Annotated in this window: 15 protein-coding genes and 1 tRNA gene; 9 read left to right on the top strand and 7 right to left on the bottom strand. The window is 59.4% G+C overall.

The window, feature by feature from the left end; genetic code table 11:
* Nucleotides 1-6 precede the first annotated feature (6 nt).
* Together BN1012_RS09225 and BN1012_RS09230 are read left to right on the top strand one after the other, a co-directional pair.
* The gene (locus BN1012_RS09225; protein ID WP_052534993.1) at nucleotides 7-1,263 is read left to right on the top strand and encodes a M20 family metallopeptidase; all 1,257 of its coding nucleotides are present in this window, start codon (nucleotides 7-9) and stop codon (nucleotides 1,261-1,263) included.
* An 87-nt stretch (nucleotides 1,264-1,350) separates the two neighbouring features.
* Nucleotides 1,351-2,241, top strand: coding sequence for an SDR family NAD(P)-dependent oxidoreductase (locus BN1012_RS09230; protein ID WP_043949389.1), 891 nt, complete (start codon nucleotides 1,351-1,353; stop codon nucleotides 2,239-2,241).
* A gap of 168 nt (nucleotides 2,242-2,409) precedes the next feature.
* Here the strand turns inward: BN1012_RS09230 and BN1012_RS09235 are convergent, their stop codons facing one another.
* Both BN1012_RS09235 and BN1012_RS09240 read right to left on the bottom strand, forming a co-directional pair.
* Nucleotides 2,410-3,765, bottom strand: coding sequence for an MFS transporter (locus tag BN1012_RS09235; RefSeq protein WP_043949390.1), 1,356 nt, complete (start codon nucleotides 3,763-3,765; stop codon nucleotides 2,410-2,412).
* 58 nt (nucleotides 3,766-3,823) lie between these two features.
* Nucleotides 3,824-5,236: an MFS transporter gene (locus tag BN1012_RS09240; RefSeq protein ID WP_043949391.1), complete on the bottom strand. Its 1,413-nt coding sequence runs from the start codon at nucleotides 5,234-5,236 to the stop codon at nucleotides 3,824-3,826.
* A 322-nt stretch (nucleotides 5,237-5,558) separates the two neighbouring features.
* Between BN1012_RS09240 and BN1012_RS09245 the strand changes: the two genes are divergently transcribed.
* The 3 genes from BN1012_RS09245 (at nucleotide 5,559) to BN1012_RS09255 (ending at nucleotide 7,752) form a co-directional block, all read left to right on the top strand.
* Entirely contained in the window at nucleotides 5,559-6,425 is an 867-nt protein-coding gene (locus tag BN1012_RS09245) for an NYN domain-containing protein (RefSeq protein WP_043949392.1), read from the top strand.
* 29 nt (nucleotides 6,426-6,454) lie between these two features.
* The gene (locus tag BN1012_RS16885) at nucleotides 6,455-7,405 is read left to right on the top strand and encodes an alpha/beta fold hydrolase (RefSeq protein WP_052534996.1); all 951 of its coding nucleotides are present in this window, start codon (nucleotides 6,455-6,457) and stop codon (nucleotides 7,403-7,405) included.
* 86 nt (nucleotides 7,406-7,491) lie between these two features.
* A complete protein-coding gene (locus tag BN1012_RS09255; RefSeq protein ID WP_043949393.1) occupies nucleotides 7,492-7,752 on the top strand; it encodes a zinc-finger domain-containing protein in 261 nt (86 codons plus the stop codon).
* Here BN1012_RS09255 and BN1012_RS09260 read toward each other — a convergent pair.
* Entirely contained in the window at nucleotides 7,749-8,939 is a 1,191-nt protein-coding gene (locus BN1012_RS09260; RefSeq protein ID WP_043949394.1) for an amidohydrolase family protein, read from the bottom strand. The two genes, BN1012_RS09255 and BN1012_RS09260, sit on opposite strands and share 4 nt — an antisense overlap.
* A gap of 207 nt (nucleotides 8,940-9,146) precedes the next feature.
* On the opposite strand from BN1012_RS09260, the gene BN1012_RS09265 reads away from it, so the two are divergent.
* The 4 genes from BN1012_RS09265 to BN1012_RS09280 all read left to right on the top strand — a co-directional run bounded on the left by BN1012_RS09265 (nucleotide 9,147) and on the right by BN1012_RS09280 (nucleotide 12,611).
* Nucleotides 9,147-9,461: a DUF2834 domain-containing protein gene (locus BN1012_RS09265; RefSeq protein WP_043949395.1), complete on the top strand. Its 315-nt coding sequence runs from the start codon at nucleotides 9,147-9,149 to the stop codon at nucleotides 9,459-9,461.
* Nucleotides 9,458-9,937, top strand: coding sequence for a hypothetical protein (locus tag BN1012_RS09270; protein WP_043949396.1), 480 nt, complete (start codon nucleotides 9,458-9,460; stop codon nucleotides 9,935-9,937). Before BN1012_RS09265 ends, BN1012_RS09270 begins: the two co-directional genes overlap by 4 nt.
* Nucleotides 9,938-10,002: 65 nt before the next feature.
* A complete protein-coding gene (locus BN1012_RS09275) occupies nucleotides 10,003-10,689 on the top strand; it encodes a hypothetical protein (protein ID WP_043949397.1) in 687 nt (228 codons plus the stop codon).
* Between the two features lie 179 nt (nucleotides 10,690-10,868).
* Nucleotides 10,869-12,611, top strand: a complete 1,743-nt coding sequence (locus tag BN1012_RS09280) for an N-acyl-D-amino-acid deacylase family protein (protein ID WP_043949398.1) — start codon at nucleotides 10,869-10,871, stop codon at nucleotides 12,609-12,611.
* Between the two features lie 124 nt (nucleotides 12,612-12,735).
* Here the strand turns inward: BN1012_RS09280 and BN1012_RS09285 are convergent, their stop codons facing one another.
* The 4 genes from BN1012_RS09285 to BN1012_RS09300 form a co-directional block, all read right to left on the bottom strand.
* Nucleotides 12,736-13,287: an AAA family ATPase gene (locus tag BN1012_RS09285; RefSeq protein ID WP_043950876.1), complete on the bottom strand. Its 552-nt coding sequence runs from the start codon at nucleotides 13,285-13,287 to the stop codon at nucleotides 12,736-12,738.
* Nucleotides 13,288-13,508: 221 nt separating this feature from the next.
* Nucleotides 13,509-14,090 carry an AbiV family abortive infection protein gene (locus tag BN1012_RS09290; RefSeq protein ID WP_043949399.1) on the bottom strand — a complete coding sequence of 194 codons (582 nt, stop codon included), beginning with the start codon at nucleotides 14,088-14,090 and terminating at the stop codon, nucleotides 13,509-13,511.
* 13 nt (nucleotides 14,091-14,103) lie between these two features.
* Nucleotides 14,104-14,189 (bottom strand) — tRNA-Leu (locus BN1012_RS09295).
* A gap of 396 nt (nucleotides 14,190-14,585) precedes the next feature.
* Entirely contained in the window at nucleotides 14,586-15,794 is a 1,209-nt protein-coding gene (locus BN1012_RS09300) for an SGNH/GDSL hydrolase family protein (protein WP_043949400.1), read from the bottom strand.
* Nucleotides 15,795-15,985: the final 191 nt, after the last annotated feature.

The raw sequence follows: 15,985 nt of genomic DNA on the forward strand, positions 1-15,985 counted from the left end.
CGAGCTGTGAGTGATCTGGACGCCCTCAAACGCGAAACCTGTGACCGTATCGACGCCATGGCGCCGGAGCTGATCGACATCAGCCACCAGATTCACGCAAAACCCGAGCTGGCATTCCAGGAGCATTTTGCAGCAGGCCTGCTGGCGGACACGCTGGACAAACACAACCTGCCTGCCACCCGCAACGCCTTCGGCCTCGACACTGCCTATGCCGCGTCATTCGGGGACGGTGGTGCAGAAGTCGGCATCCTGTCGGAATACGATGCCCTGCCCGGTATCGGTCATGCCTGCGGCCACAACATCATCGCGACCACGGGTCTGGGCGCAGCACTTGGCCTGGCAGCCCTCAACGGCAAACTGCCCGGCCGCATTCGCTATCTCGGCACGCCGGCAGAAGAAATGGGCGGCGGCAAGGAGCTGATGGCCCAGGAAGGTGCCTTTGACGGACTGGATGCCGCCATGATGGTCCATCCCGCAGGTATCGACCTTGAGACCATGCCGTGCATCTGCGTCAGCGAAGTGCGTGTGACCTATCACGGCAAATCAGCCCACGCGTCCGCCATGCCCCATGCAGGCCTCAACGCGCTGGACGCGCTTGTCACCGCCTATCAGACACTTGCCCAGCTGCGGCAGCACATCCGTCCGACAGAACGCATCCACGGCATCTTCACCGAGACGGGACTTGCCCCCAACATCGTGCCGGACAAGGCCGCAGGACTGTTCTATGTGCGCGCCAAGAACGCGGGCGACCTAGCAGACCTCAAGGTGCGCGTTCAGGCGTGCTTTGACGCAGGCGCCTTGTCATCCGGCTGCCGAGCTGAAGTCGAATGGGCCAAGGCCGACTATCTGGACATGAAGACAAGCTTTGCGATTTCCGAAGCCTACGTCAAAAACGCTGAGACGCTGGGACGCGACTTCGTTGACCTTGCAATGCTGCCCTCGAGCTCAGCGGGCTCAACCGACATGGGCAACGTTTCCCACCGGGTGCCGTCGATCCACCCGATGATCTCCTGCGCCCCCGCCAACGTGGTGATCCACAATCCCGAATTTGCAAAATGGGCCGGCTCTGACCTCGGCGACAAGGCCGTGGTCGATGGGGCCAAGTCCCTCGCCATGACGGCGCTGGATTTCCTGATGTCGCCGGACATGCAGCGACAGGCGAAAGCGGACTTTGAAGCCAGCGCTGACGTATCTCGCGATGCTGTATCCCGCGCCTACAACCCAGATGGCCTCGCCGACATTGGCGGGTGTGGCTGCTGCTAGCGGCGCCGACTTTCCCGCTTTGATGTTTCCCATCCCGCGACCAGCCAAGTAAGGTTGCCGCGAAAACAAAATGATGAGGAAACACCCATGAAAGATTTCAGCGGAAAGATCGCTGTCGTCACCGGCGGCGGCTCAGGCATTGGCCGTGAACTGACGCGCCAGCTGGCAGAGGCCGGCTGCAGCATCGCCATTTGCGACGTCTCCGAAGAAGACATGGCGGAAACCGTCGAGATCGCCATGACGGGCGCACCGCAGGGTGTGAAGGTCACAGCCTTTAAGGCAGATGTCAGCAACGAAGATCAGGTCAACGCGTTCCGCGACCACGTGCGCGACGCCCATGACATTGATCACATCCACCTGCTTTTCAACAATGCGGGCATTGGCGGCGGCAGCAGTTTTGTCACCACCCCCCGCGACAGCTGGGAGCGGACATTCAACGTCTGCTGGTTCGGCGTATACAACAACGCCCGCGCTTTCATGCCGCTGCTTATTGCGGCCGACGAAGGCCACATCGTCAATGTGAGTTCGGTCAACGGTTTTTGGGCAAGCCTTGGATCTGATACGGCGCACACGGCGTATTCCGCTGCCAAGTTTGCAGTGAAAGGCTTTACCGAAGCGCTGGTGAACGACCTGCGCCTCAATGCGCCGCACGTGAAGGCCAGCGTTGTCATGCCCGGCCACATCGGCACCAACATTGCCCGCAGCACATTCCGCGAGTTCAGTGACGCAGAAGAAGCACTGAGCGAGGAAGAAGCCAAAGCGGTCAACGATCACTTCCGCACCAGCGCGACCACGACGGCAGCACAGGCTGCAACAGTCATTCTGGATGGTGTGAAGGCAGAGACCTGGCGCATCCTCATCGGGCCCGACGCTGTGGCCCTCGACAAAGCCGTGCGCGCTACGCCGGAAGCCGCCTATGACGGCGATTTCGGTATGGAGATTTTCGCCAACCTTCGGTCCGCAACCGACAACGCCTGATCACAAAAGTCCGGTGGATCCCCCGGTCAAGCCGGGGGATGGCGGGTTTTCTTGAGTCTCAAACAAACAAGCCTCGCCATTGTCCGGTTTAACTGGACAATCCATATGCTGCAGTTTGGAGCGTCTGCGAGTAGGCCCCGGATCAAGTCCGGGGCAACAGGAGTTGCTCTACTCGAACGGCACGATGGGTGGTTCACGCTCGGTGCGTTCCATGATCCGACGGCGGTTTTCCTGCTGCTGGGCTTCATCCAGCGGGAAGGTCCACATGATGGCACCCACCGCGAAATACATGACAGTGGGCAACCACACGAACGTAGCGCGCACACCGTCGAGCGCCGCCTGGGTGTTGTCGCCCCGCGGCACGAACCCCAGTGTGTCGATCAGGTAGTAGGTCAGACCAACGGCCAGCGCCGCGCCGACCTTGCTGGTCATGGTCAGCAGCGAGAAGAAGAGGCCCGTGCGCTGATTGCCGGTTTCAACTTCGTCGTGATCCGCCACATCCGCCATCACGGACCGCAGCAGGAATGACCCAGCACCCAGATTGATGCCGAACAGTGCCGTAAAGAGAACCATCATCAGCACGTCACCGGGGCCAACGATGTAAATCAGCGGCAGCCCAAGCCCGTTGAGGATGGCTGAAGCCGCCAGCGTTTGATGTTTGCCGAAGACATATGAAAGCTTGATCATCAACGGCACAAAGATGACGCCCGCGCCAAAGTATGCCAGCAGGATGGCGCTCGACCACGAGCCCATCTGCAGCACGTCAGCCGCAACAAAGATAAACAGCGCCGCCATGGTGCCCGAGCCGATGCCGTTGGCGAGATCAGCCGCAAGCAGCCGGCGCAGCGGGCTGTTGCGCAGGAGCACGCTCACCGCCTCGCGGAATGGCACATGCTTTGGTTCCGGCACGTCGCGTTCGCCCACAAGGGAGACGGCAGCCAGAACCGCGATGGGCAGCAGGATGATCACGAACCAGCCCATGGCCGCGACACGCGCGGTGCCAACGTCCTCAGGACCGATGTAGTCAATGACCGCAGGGGTGATCAGCACAAGGAGCATGCCGAGGATCAGCGACCCTTCCCGCCAGCCCTGCACAAGGGAGCGCTCATTGTAGTCTGGTGTCAGTTCCGCCCCCCACGACATGTGCGACAGGGTGAGCAGCGTCCAGCCGATATAGAGGATCACCATCCACATCAGCAGATAGGTGGCGGAGACAGGCGCTGTGGGAATGAACAGCATGTAGGTGGCAACAAGCATCACCGGCAATGACGCCACGATCCAGTGCCGCCGCCTGCCCCACCGGGTGCGGTATTTGTCAGACAGCACCCCAAGCACCGGGTCTGTGAACACGTCCCAGAAGCGCGCGATCATGAAGACCCAGCCGACGGTTGCCAGGCCGAGGCCCATTTCCGTTGCATAGAACGGCGGCAGATAGACCGCGATGGGAAGCCCCATGGCGGCGATAGGCGCTGCCGGAGAGGCAAACGCCAGCAGGCGAAGTGGTGTCAGTTTCAGGCTGGCCATCAGAAATTACGCTCTAACCGGGGATACCAAGCATCAACACGATATGGGCACGGGGGTGCTAGTTTGCACCCCCGATGGGCGCAACAGAGGCGCCGGCATTGCCACCGGCTCCTTCAGCCATGGACTGACGCTTCTGCAGAATACGCCGGTTCTCCGACTGCTGGTCTTCGTCGATGGGAAAATTCCACATCACCCACGCCACCAGGAACCCGATTATCGCCGGCGGCAGCACATAGACCAGCTTGAGCCCCAGTTCAGCCGAGGCCGTGTTTTCAATGCCGGGCACAAAGCCGATGAGTTCAAGGGCTGGATAAGTGAACCCAATCGCCAGCGCCGCGCCAATCTTGTTGGTCATGGTCAGCAGTGAATAGAAAAGCCCGGTGCGCTGGTTGCCGCCTTCCACGTGATCGTGGTCCGCCACATCCGCCATGATGGAGCGGAACAGGAAAGGGCCCGCGCCCATGTTCACGCCAAGGCAGATCCACACCGCAACGGCAAACCACAGATCGCCCGGCTCAATCAGGAAGATGAGCGGCACGGTGACAGCCGAGAACAAAGAGGAATATGCCAGCGTGCGGTGCTTGCCCCACATATGCGACAGGCGAACCATGATCGGCACAAACACGCACCCGGCAGTCAGATAAACAAGAATAAGAAGGCTGGCGAATTGCAGCTTGAGGACGTCCGCGGCCAGGAACAGGAACAGGGCCGTCACGATGCCGCCGGATATGCCACCCAGCAGGTCGGCAATCAGCAGACGCAGCAAAGGCCGGTTCTTGATCAGAATGCTGACCGCTTCGCGCCACGGCACATGGGTCGGATCCGGCACCTTGCGTTCGGGCACGGCCCATACGGCGATCAAGACCGTGATGGGTAGCAGGATCAACACATACCAGCCCATGGAAGCAACGCGCGCTGCCGCGACATTTTCCGGCTGCATGGCTTCGATGAAGACAGGAACCAGCAGCACAAAGATCATGCCGGCGATGAGGGCTACTTCACGGAAGCCCTGAATGGTCGAGCGCTCATTGTAGTCAGGTGTCAGTTCGGCGCCCCACGACATGTGCGAGATCGTGAGCAGCGTCCAGCCGATATAGGCAATGACCATCCACCACAGGAGATAGCTGCCGGAGACCGGTGCGGTGGGCATGAACAGCATATAGACCGAGACCAGCATGATCGGCACGGAAATGACGATCCAGTGCCGCCGACGGCCCCAACGGGTTTTGACCCGGTCAGACATGACGCCCAGCACGGGGTCAGTGAACACATCCCAGAAGCGGGTGATCATGAAGATCGCGCCAACGAGGGCAAGACCGAGGCCCATCTCCCCAGCGTAGAACGGTGGCAGGTACACAACGATGGGAAGCCCCATCGCGGCAATCGGGGCGGCAGGAAGCGCAAAGGCACCAATGCGCCAGCGGCTAAGTCCCGACGCCGGACCGTTTGCGGGAATCTCTGTTTGGCTCATACGTTACTCTTCGGACCCCTGGCACCCATCCACATGAATGTGTGCAAGCGGGCCCGCGTCCTCCTTGGGTCACCTGCCTGATGTTGCTGCTGACATAAGCCCTAGCGCAACGTGATTGTGGTGGCTGATTTTTTATCACTTCATGGGATGAAGTGGTCGCACTCACATTGTTGTTGGGGTCATGATACGCACAAAATTGTAAGTCGAGAAGCCACGATCCCTGACAAACTGGTGACTTTTACAACCAACCCGCGGTCATATTCCCAAACCGCCCGCGTGGCGGTATGCAAAGATGGCTGCACCACGCTGTTTACAGGACCAGATGACCGCAAACGCACCAGATGACGATGCCCAGGCCGGAGATACCCCTCCTCCCAGTGTGGTTGTGCTCTGCAATGCAGCGCCGTTTCGCGAGGGTCTGGCCCACGCCTTTGGCCAAGCGAGCGCGGACACTGACCCCGCCGCCCTGGCCGATCGTCTGGCAGCGGAACGCGGATGGGCAATCTCCAGAACAAACATCTACCACTCCAGTGATGCGCGTCTGGATGAGGATCACCGCAAGTGGGTTGAGAGGCTCAAGGACACGCAATCCACTCTGGTGACCCAGCCCGGCGACATTCGCGTGCGCATGGCGCTGGACGGGATGCGCGCACTGCGCGAGCGGCAGGCGGACATTCTGCTGGTCATGGGCGGTGACACATCCTTCATGGCGCTGGCCCAGGACACACGCACAGCGGCCCGCGAGCAGAAGAGAACCATCAAATTCGCCAGCGCTTTTGCGCCCTCATCGCATCCATTGGGACAAACCATTCCGTCTGCTGATCATTCCATCACCATCGACCGCGACATGGCTGATAAGTGTCTCATGCCGGCATCTGCCACAGCACCGTCGCGCCGGATCTATGCCGGGCGATCAATTGATACGACATCACCCGCCGCCGCCACACCTCAGGCCCCGGCCCCCCGGCGCGCGAGACCACGGTTGATGCCGGCGATTTACGGCACCGGCCTGATCGCCAGCATGATGGCGCTGATGTGGGAGGATGTGGTGGCATCGGGCGGGGCTGACGCGCTGGACTGGTCTGCGGAGCGCTGGAGCGTGTCCACACTGCTGGCCCTTGGCAAATCAGTGGTTTGGCCGCTCTACTGGCTGGCCCGTGCCTTTGGCATCGACGCGGGCGGCGCATAAGCCCTCGATATTCAAGCGGAGACGACACAATGAACTGGATCGTGCTGATCATCGCCGTCGTGCTGACCGCCGGCTACATCACCTATATCGCGCTCGACATGGGCCTGCGCCCGCTCACCGAGGCGGAACAGGAAAAGGCGCCCGGTGATTTCATCACGGTGACTGGCGGTAGGCTGCACTATCGCTGGGATGGTCCAGCAACCGGACCGGTCGTGGTCATGGTGCACGGCTTCTCCACGCCGCACTTCATCTTTGAGCAGAATGTGTCGGCCCTCACCTCTCAGGGCTATCGCGTCCTGCGCTATGACCATTTCGGCCGTGGTTGGTCTGACCGTCCGCGCACCGCCTATACGGTGGACTTCTATGACACCACCTTGATGGAACTGCTGGACGGGCTGAACATCACCGAGCCTGTGGGTCTGGTCGGCCTCTCCATGGGGGGACCGATTGTGGCTGAATTTGCCGGACGTCATCCCGACCGGGTGAATGCGGTGTTCCTGTTCGTGCCTGCGGGCCTGGACGTTGCAGGCGGGGATGACCTTGCCGCAAAGATTGTCCGACTGCCCGGCATCGGCGACCTGATGTGGCGCATTGTCGGCCGCGGCATGCTGCTTGGTGATCCACAATATGACGAGACGGGCCTCGCTGAAGAAAACCGGCTGGTCGGTGATATCCGCATACAGATGGACTATCGCGGTTATCTGGACTCGCTACTGTCCACATTGCGCAACACGCCGATGACCTCACGCACCGAGACCTACCGGCAGCTGGCCGCGACCGGCATGCCTGTCGCTGCAGTGTTCGGGGCTGATGATCCAACGGTCCTGCCCTCAAGTGCTGACAAGCTCCGCGACCTTGTGCCCGAGGCTGCCATCCACATGCTGGATGACGCGGACCATGGCCTCAACTACAAGCGTCAGGATGCCTCAAACCCGCTTCTGGCAGACTTCTTCAGGCCCAAAAACGAGCCTGCCAGCTAGCGCTTGCAGCCTACCCGCTGGCAGCGGTAGAAGATGGCACCAGCAGTTACTCAGACCCAGCATTTACTTAGACAGGGAATCTCAAGATGGCCGGAGCTGTCGTACCCAAGTTCAAGAACGACGAAGCCGTCGCGATCATTGAAGTCGGGGTGAAGGAATTTCACTGCACCGGCGCAAGTGCTCCCCACGATCACCCGCATGTCTATCTCGACATGGGGTCGGACGATGAAATCATCTGCCCGTACTGCTCCACGCTCTATCGGCTGAACACATCCCTGGAACCGACGCAAAGCATTCCGCCCAGCGCCATCCTGATCCCGGAACTGACGGGCGCAGATCGCCGTTAGGCCGCCACCAGATGGGCGGGACGGCGCAGATCTTCCGCCAGCCCTTCGCCCATCAGGTCAATGAAGTTCTCAGCATAAAAACCGTCAATCGCTGTTTGCGGCATGCCCTCAAGGCTCGCGTCAAACCGCTTGAGCGGATTTCGGCCGCCTTCCACATGCGGGAAGTCGGTGGAGAACAGGCATGTCTCCTCGCCTGAATTGGAAATGATCCAGCCCGCATCTTCATGTGGATACGGCGAGACACGAAGCTGACGCCGGACAATCTCCGACGGTTTGTCTGACAGGTTCTGCAGCCGCTCTTCATTGCGCATGAAAGCGTGGGCAGCCGAATCCATGGACCGCATCCAGCCTGGCAGCCACGCGGCGCCCAGTTCGATGGCACCCCATTTCAGATTGGGGAAGTGGTCAAACACGCCATCAAAAATCAGCGTCGCCAGCGTCTGCATCGCTGACTGGGGAATGGGCATGTAGCTCACGGACGTGAAATTGTCGTCACCCCCATGAAAGTCCGGCACCGGCGGCAGACCATTCTCCTTGTAGGTGGCGTTGAGTTTGTCCTCCCCGCCCACATGCATGAGAATGGGAATGCCCGCCTCCTGCGCCATCGCCCAGACCGGGAACAGGCCCGTATGGCTGGGGCTGTGCCGTTGCGGGCACCACGAGGGAATGAGCAACGCTTTGGCCCCCAGCGCGATGGCATCTTTTGCAATCGCTTCTGCGCGGGCGAAATCCTCCAGCGGTACATAGGCTGTGGCCAGCAGGCGGCGGTCCACCTTGCAGAAGTCGGTCATCATGCGGTTATGGGCATGCGCGACGGCGTAACACAGCTCCATGTCGTTGCCCTGGTCGAGATCAAAATTGCCAAGACAGAACGTCGTGAACACAAGCTGGCTTGCGACGCCAAGCAGATCGACAGCACGCGGACGGTCATCTGCAATGAACGACCCCATGCCCTCATAGTTCTTGCGCGCCATGATATTGGCGTCTGCCTCGGCACGAAAGGCCGTGTCCGCCTGGGTCGCCCGCGCCGTATCGGCCCACGCATTGTTGCCGACCTTTGTGCGGTAGATATCCAGCGCGTGATAGCGGTCCAGCAGACGTTTCTCGAGATAGGGGTCGAGACAGTCCCCCAGTTCCATCAGGTGACTGTCCGCGTCATGTACGAGACGTCCGTCGATATAGGCCATGCTGTCCTCCCCTCGGCGCGCGCAGCTTTGATGCTGCTTGTGGTGCCGGTCTTCTTGATCCAGCAAGAGTGACCCTACAAAACGAAGCTGTCCAGCATCGAGCGCTGCCCCCTGCCTACGTGCCAGGTAATTGGTCCACCGACCTACCGCGCCCATTTTGAGCCCACACACAGCAGCCCGACCTGATCGGAAAGGGGAGACATTTCAATGTCACGCAAACACCTGTATCTCGCGCTTACGGTCATCGGCATCATCATGCCGTATTCCTATTTCGTGCCGTGGTTTCTGGGAAATGCTGGCGATCTGGCCGGTTTCTTTGCCCTCGCCACCGCCAACCCCATTGCCACCATGTTGACCTGGGACATTGGCATCTCGGCACTGGTGCTGGTGGTTTTTGCCCTCGCCCACCTCACGCAGCTTGGCGTCGGCAAGATCGTCGCCGTGATTGCTGGCACGTTCCTCATCGGCGTATCCTGCGGCCTTCCCCTGTTGCTCTATTTCCGTGAAAGCGATGCCGCATGACAGCCCGGTCCGTCCTTGGTTTCTTCTCAATCGCCTTTGGCGTGATGGGTCTGGTCTTTGTCCTCTCCCCCAGCCTGACCCTGAGTTTCTTCGACTGGATGGTGTATGGCGGCTATGAGGCAAGCCCGGTGCAGGCGGACCTGATGGACGGGGAAACCCGCCGCTATGCCGGGTTCATCTATCAGGTGCTCGGCGCTGTTCTGTTCGGCTGGGCCGTTCTGCTGACGCTGGTGATACGCGGTCCACAACTCGACACCGGCGATACGGGCAACACGGGCGATACCAAGAAAGCGTCACACCTGATGGATGCCTGGACCTGGCGCGTTTTCGCTGCCTCCTTTGCGGCATGGTTCGTGGTCGACACCACCATGTCCCTGGCAACGGGCTTCTGGCAGAACGCCGTCTTCAACACCCTGTTCGGCATTGCCGTTGCCGTTCCGCTTGTCCTGGGGTGGCGCACAGCAACGCACAGATAGGTCTGGTGACCCCCAGGCCGCGCCGCTAGGCTGCCCCCCAACAATAAACCGGGGGGATAAAGCAGATGGAAAACGTCAAACGGCACTGGCTTCAGTGTGTGGTTACAGGTCTGGCGGTGCTGCTGATCTCGCTGTACCTGATGCCGAAATTCCCGACGGACAGCGCCGGCATCGAGCCGGGCTATGGCTCGCCGGTCATCGCCTTTGAAATGGCGCGCTCCGTCGCGGACCTGCACGCCGTGTTTGGCACGCCGGATGATCCCGAGCGCGACCGTCGCATCGCCATGATGGACGACGGCAACATCTGGGACTTCCCCTTCATGATCGCCTATGGCCTGTTCATCGCGCTGTTCCTGCGTGCAGCCGGCACGGCCAGCGGCAACTCGATCTGGTACTTACTTGCGATGCTCGGCATCATCGCCGGTGCCGCTGACGCCATTGAGAACAACATCCTGCTGGGCCTGACCGCAGACATTGAAGGCGCGCCGGACATCGGACTGCTGGCCTATCCGGTCTGGACAAAGTTCCTGAGCATCATGATCACGGGCGTGGCCGCAGGTGTCGTCATCGCAACGCAGGGCCGCCACTTCTGGCGCATCCTGGGTGTAGTGGCCGCGGCCAGCGCATTGCTGACACTGCCCGCTTTCTACGACCCTTCCACATACGGCGCACTGCTGACGCTGGGCGTCACCATCTGCTGGGTCATCATGCTGATCTTCGCCATCACACGATGGCGGCAGGCATCGGCCTGAACCCAACCGCGTGCGCCCACAAAATCGCTTTTTCGCAGACGCGAAATCCGCAGCGTTGGCCAACAAAAATCGTCGGGTACCAGGGCCCGCCTTGTCACGCCCCGTTCCCGACCTTGATCCGCGCGCTGAACTCGTTACCCTTATGACAGTTTGTCAATCGACAGGGCGGGAAAAAGACGATGCATGATCTGGTAATTCGCGGCGGCACGGTTGTTGATGGAACGGGCAATGCGCCCTTTACTGCAGATGTTGCCATTGATGGCGACCGCGTCACCCTTGTGGGAGACGTCAAGGCACAGGGGCGCGAAGAGATTGACGCGACCGGCAAGATCGTCACCCCCGGCTTTGTTGATGTGCACACCCACTATGATGGCCAAGCCACGTGGGACGACGAAATGGCACCCTCCAGCTGGCACGGCATCACCACGGTGGTGATGGGCAATTGCGGCGTTGGGTTTGCCCCTGCCCGGCCTGATCGCCATGACTGGCTGATTGGTTTGATGGAAGGCGTGGAAGACATTCCCGGCACTGCACTGGCCGAAGGCATGAGCTGGAACTGGGAAACGTTCCCCGAATATCTTGATGAACTGGAAAAACTTCCACGCACCGTCGATGTGGCAACTCATGTTCCGCACGGTGCGGTGCGCGCCTATGTGCTGGGCGACAAGGAAAAGCCCGGCGCCGTCCCCACGGAAGATGAAATCCAGCAGATGTCGGAGATCGTTGAAGACGGTTTGAAAGCCGGCGCGCTTGGTTTCTCGACGTCGCGGACGATCCTGCACCGGTCGATTGATGGCGAACTGGTCCCCGGCACAACGGCGACCAAAGAAGAGCTTATTGGCATTGGCCGCGCGATGGGTCGGGTCGGCTATGGCGTGTTTGAAATGGCCAGCGATCTCAACAAGGAATGGAAAGAGTTCGAGTGGATGGGCGATCTCAGTCGCGAAACCGGCATGCCGGTAACGTTCGCGGCTCTCCAGTCGATTGCCAAAGACCAGTCCCTGGATGAACAGATTTCCAATATGCGTGCCGAGAATGACAACGGCGCCAACATTGTGGCGCAGATTGCGTTGCGCGGTAATGGCATTGTGATGGCGTGGCAGGGGACGGTTCACCCCTTCGTTCGCCATCCAAGCTGGGTCGCGATGGACAATCTGAGCTGGGACGAAAAATACGCCAAGCTCAAGGATCCGGCGTTCAAGGCTCAGTTGCTGAGCGAAGCCAGTGAAATGCCTGAAGAAGTTGATCTGGTACCGGTGTTCATGGTGGTGACCCAGGGCTGGGCGATGCAGTTCGAAATGGACGAAGACTTCAACTATGAGCCCCAGGCCGATGAAAGCATTGCCAGCCGCGCCGAAGCCGCCGGCAAGTCGGGCGCCGAATATGCCTATGATCTGATGATGGGAGACGACGGCAAGGGCTTCATCTACCTGCCGCTGCTCAACTACATGGACGGCAATCTCGACTTTCTCGAAGCCTTGCAGCAGGCCGACGATACGGTGAACAGCCTGTCCGATGGGGGCGCCCATTGCGGCACCATTTGTGACGCCGCCAGCCCGACCTTCATGCTCGAACACTGGGTCAAGAACCGCTCCCGTGGCACGCTCAGCATCGAGCACGCCATCAAGCGGCAGTGTCTGGATACCGCGCGTCTTTACGGCCTCAATGATCGCGGCGTGCTGAAGCCCGGGTACCTGGCTGATGTCAACGTCATCGATATGGACCAGATCAAACTCGGCAAGCCATGGCTGGCCTTTGATCTGCCCGCCGGCGGCAAACGCCTGCTCCAGAAGGCGGATGGCTATGACTACACCATCAAGTCGGGCCAGGTGACCTTCAAGGGTGGTGTCGTGACAGACAAGCGTCCCGGCGGTCTGGTCCGCGGCCCCCAGACTGTGGAACAGCTCCAGGCGGCGGAATAAAGAGCTGGCTCACACCAGGTTCATCCGCAAACTGACTATGACCGTCCGTTACCCAAAAAGCGGACGGTCATAGCCGTTTGCCGAAAAACGGCTGCGGTCTGCCGGACTTGAACCGGCATGGACGTTACCGTCCAAGGGACCTCTTGGCTGCTTCTTTCAAAATCTCGTCGACCACGGCCTCGAGCGGCGCAGTGGCATCAATCACGATTGCATTGTTGGGCATGTCTTCTTCTGTCCGGTGTAACCGCGCAACCAGTTCTTTTTCTTCTGGTCGTCCCCCGAAATCAGTTGGGTCTATTGCCACGCGCTCATCAAGTCGTCGATGTATCGTTTCGATGTCATCGACTTTGAGAACAAACACCCCGTCGAGCAGATCAATAAAGTGATCGGAGTTTCTGCAGCCGCCACAAAAGAAAGAAACCGGGAAACTGTGATCAGCGATCACGGACCGAACCTTGTCCGCATCCCACACTAGATGCGTGTGCTGCCAGCTCACTTTGTCTTTGGCACTCGCGTGAGCAGGTTCTTCCAACGGCTCGCCGGTCTTGGGGTCACCGCGGTATTTCAACTCCCGGTCACCGTGCAGAACGTGATACCCGCGCCTCTGCAACTCTTCAGCTACGGTCGTCTTGCCGGTCCCCGACACCCCTTCGATCAAAAAGTTTCTAAGACCCATTTCGACACCGCTGGAAGGTATTGGTGCGGGCTGCCGGACTTGAACCGGCATGGACGTTACCGTCCGAGGGATTTTAAGTCCCTTCTCGCCCAATAAAATCAACGACTTACACGGAAACATGCCACCCAAATTGCATCTTCCAGCAACAAGCGCCGCAACATATCCTACACGAGGGATTTTGATCCCCGAAGATCACCACACTCGCCAAATCAAGCAGCAACTCAGCCGTCGGACAGAAGGATCCTCTCCAAGATAGCTAGAAGTCGCTGACCGATCTCCGCTATCTCCAAGTAACTTTCTTCAGTGATGCTGGAAACACCCCCATTTGGGTCCGAGTTGTTCGGGTCCACGTATAGGGCTTGGAGTTTCAGTTCGGTGAATTTCCCACTACTTAGATAGTGAGAGATTTCGACACCCGTCTGAAAAACATCAGTTTCCGCGACAGCGGCTACCATTCTGGAACCTGCTTCTTCAGTCCACTGAGGATTTTCCTCCAGCCACTTCAGTAGCGATGCCGGAATTTCATCCACGGGTTTTACTGTCAAACCGATTTCACCGGAGATTGACTCCAGTCCCTGGACAAAGCCATCAGCCCAAATAACGCTAGCCGCAGTCCGGTGCTTCTCGTGGTGACTAAAGACGCCCTTCGTCTCATTCCAACGAAACATCAATGCCTTTGCAGCTTCTTCGACGGCGATCACCGCAAGCGCACTAGCAGAGCCATAGCTTCCCACATCACCAAGCATTTTGGCGTCATTGAGAAGCTTTTCACTGTTGGTTTTTGCCGCCAAGACGTTGGGCATCTAGTACTTCATATGGTGCGGGCGGCGGGACTTGAACCCGCACGTCCATAGGACCGGAGATTTTAAGTCTCGTGCGTATACCAATTTCGCCACGCCCGCACTGAGGCACTTATAGCCACTTCGACTAACAAGGCCACGATTCGGCAACACTTGCCGCAACAATCTCCGAAAACGGCGCTCTATCTACCCGCCGGTGAATAGATTTCCGAAAGACTTTGTTGCTGCCGCAACAATTTTTGGCTCTATGCCAGCAACATCATCCTCACGAGCGGGTATATTTACCCACGATTTCAATGGCTTGCATTTTTCAGCACATTCTAACCAGCGCTGTAAGTTGCTGATTTTCAGTGCCGGGGACACAGGGGATTTTGCGGGGATTTTAAGTCCCTTGTGTCTACCAATTCCACCAAGCCCGCAGCATCAGGGAATCAATCGTTAGGCGACCATAGTGATGGATTGCGCCAAGACAACAAGAACGCGCATGACCGGCGCTCCCTAGTCCCTGTGCTGACGGATATGCTCGGCAACCGCGCGCGCGGCCACGTCATGGCCATGGGCATTCCAGTGATTGTCCACGTCGTGCTCGAAACGCTGCTGGTTGGCGTCCCAGTCCGCTGAGAACACCGGCTGCAGATCCAAAAAAGCAATGCCGAGCTTGTCGGCTTCGCGGGCGGCCATCTCGTTCAGCACCAGCGCCGGGCCATTCTTGTTGCCCTCCCGCAGACTGCGCCGGTCGCCGTCCATCACCAGCAGCAGATTGGCGCCCATACCCGTTGCGGCCCGCTGCAGCTGCTCAAAGCCATAGCTGGTGGCAGCTTCCACATCGCTGCGCACAGTGAGCAGGTCCGTCAGATTGACGTTGGCTGCAAATTTCGGCGCTGCCGTTGGTTCTACAGGCGGCGCGTCCGCCTGCACGTCTGTCGGCACGTCTGCCGGTTCGGGGGCCGCGGCAGGGTCCGTCTGCGGTTCGGCAGGCGATGAGGCAAACAGATTGGACAGGATGACGTCCGGCCGGACCTGCCAGCGATAGACCATAAAGCGCAAAGTCGCGAAATTGCGAAACCAGCCAAAGGACGACGGCTGCAACGGCTGCGGCGGTGTTTCACCCACCACCTGCCCGTTTTCCACATCAAACTTCAAAAAGCTGCTGGCATAGCGCCCGGCTTGAAAGCGGAATGACTCGTCAAAGTCGTTGTGGATGAGCAGCACCACCAGCCAGTCGGGGCGGTAGTCAGCCACCTCGTGCCGCGCCATATGCACATACTGGCTCAGCGGCGCGCCGGACATGCCAAAGCGATAGACCTCGCCCGGCATGTCTGCCGAGACATACAGGGTGTCAGAAAGGCGCTCTGCCATACTGGCATCGGGCGGCACCTGAAGCGCCTCCACGTAGCTGTCCCCCACAACGGCAATGCGCGGCACCCCGGGGGTACGGGCCTCAGGGTAGGCCTCAAGGCCGGAATTCCATCCCTGCGCATTGATGGCATAGGGCGCTGCAATCTCGTTGCGCACCCGCCAGGTGCCTGTCTGGCCGGGCTCATACCGCACCACGTCATCTATATACGCATTGTCCGGCGTGGACCCGGCCGGCAGGATGACCCGAAACACCAGCAACTCGCAGATGAGCAAAAAGACAAACACACTCACGGCAGAAACCGCGAGGTTTGTCAGCAGATCACGAAGGCGGGGCGAGAGGCGGTCCATGGGCGGATGCGATAAGGCCTGTGCAATGAAACCTGAGCAGGGAAGTGTCACCCCGGTTTAGGCGACACCTCCCCTGCTTACAAGCAACTCGCAAAGATTTGGTAAGAGCCTTGGTCCGCCTACCTTCCCACAGCGATTCAGAGCTTTGTGGATAACGATTCAAGCAGCTGAAAAGACTCATACAAATGAAT

The organism is Candidatus Phaeomarinobacter ectocarpi, from assembly GCF_000689395.1.
In the GTDB taxonomy this organism is placed as follows: Bacteria; Pseudomonadota; Alphaproteobacteria; order CGMCC-115125; family CGMCC-115125; genus Pyruvatibacter; species Pyruvatibacter ectocarpi.

What these genes read in the sequence shown, in the direction of transcription:
- BN1012_RS09230 (WP_043949389.1), top strand. Translation starts at nt 1,351, where the DNA reads ATGAAAGATTTCAGCGGAAAGATCGCTGTCGTCACCGGCGGCGGCTCA.
- BN1012_RS09235 (WP_043949390.1), bottom strand. Translation starts at nt 3,765, where the DNA reads ATGGCCAGCCTGAAACTGACACCACTTCGCCTGCTGGCGTTTGCCTCT.
- BN1012_RS09240 (WP_043949391.1), bottom strand. Translation starts at nt 5,236, where the DNA reads ATGAGCCAAACAGAGATTCCCGCAAACGGTCCGGCGTCGGGACTTAGC.
- BN1012_RS09245 (WP_043949392.1), top strand. Translation starts at nt 5,559, where the DNA reads ATGACCGCAAACGCACCAGATGACGATGCCCAGGCCGGAGATACCCCT.
- BN1012_RS16885 (WP_052534996.1), top strand. Translation starts at nt 6,455, where the DNA reads ATGAACTGGATCGTGCTGATCATCGCCGTCGTGCTGACCGCCGGCTAC.
- BN1012_RS09255 (WP_043949393.1), top strand. Translation starts at nt 7,492, where the DNA reads ATGGCCGGAGCTGTCGTACCCAAGTTCAAGAACGACGAAGCCGTCGCG.
- BN1012_RS09260 (WP_043949394.1), bottom strand. Translation starts at nt 8,939, where the DNA reads ATGGCCTATATCGACGGACGTCTCGTACATGACGCGGACAGTCACCTG.
- BN1012_RS09265 (WP_043949395.1), top strand. Translation starts at nt 9,147, where the DNA reads ATGTCACGCAAACACCTGTATCTCGCGCTTACGGTCATCGGCATCATC.
- BN1012_RS09270 (WP_043949396.1), top strand. Translation starts at nt 9,458, where the DNA reads ATGACAGCCCGGTCCGTCCTTGGTTTCTTCTCAATCGCCTTTGGCGTG.
- BN1012_RS09275 (WP_043949397.1), top strand. Translation starts at nt 10,003, where the DNA reads ATGGAAAACGTCAAACGGCACTGGCTTCAGTGTGTGGTTACAGGTCTG.
- BN1012_RS09280 (WP_043949398.1), top strand. Translation starts at nt 10,869, where the DNA reads ATGCATGATCTGGTAATTCGCGGCGGCACGGTTGTTGATGGAACGGGC.
- BN1012_RS09285 (WP_043950876.1), bottom strand. Translation starts at nt 13,287, where the DNA reads ATGGGTCTTAGAAACTTTTTGATCGAAGGGGTGTCGGGGACCGGCAAG.
- BN1012_RS09290 (WP_043949399.1), bottom strand. Translation starts at nt 14,090, where the DNA reads ATGCCCAACGTCTTGGCGGCAAAAACCAACAGTGAAAAGCTTCTCAAT.
- BN1012_RS09300 (WP_043949400.1), bottom strand. Translation starts at nt 15,794, where the DNA reads ATGGACCGCCTCTCGCCCCGCCTTCGTGATCTGCTGACAAACCTCGCG.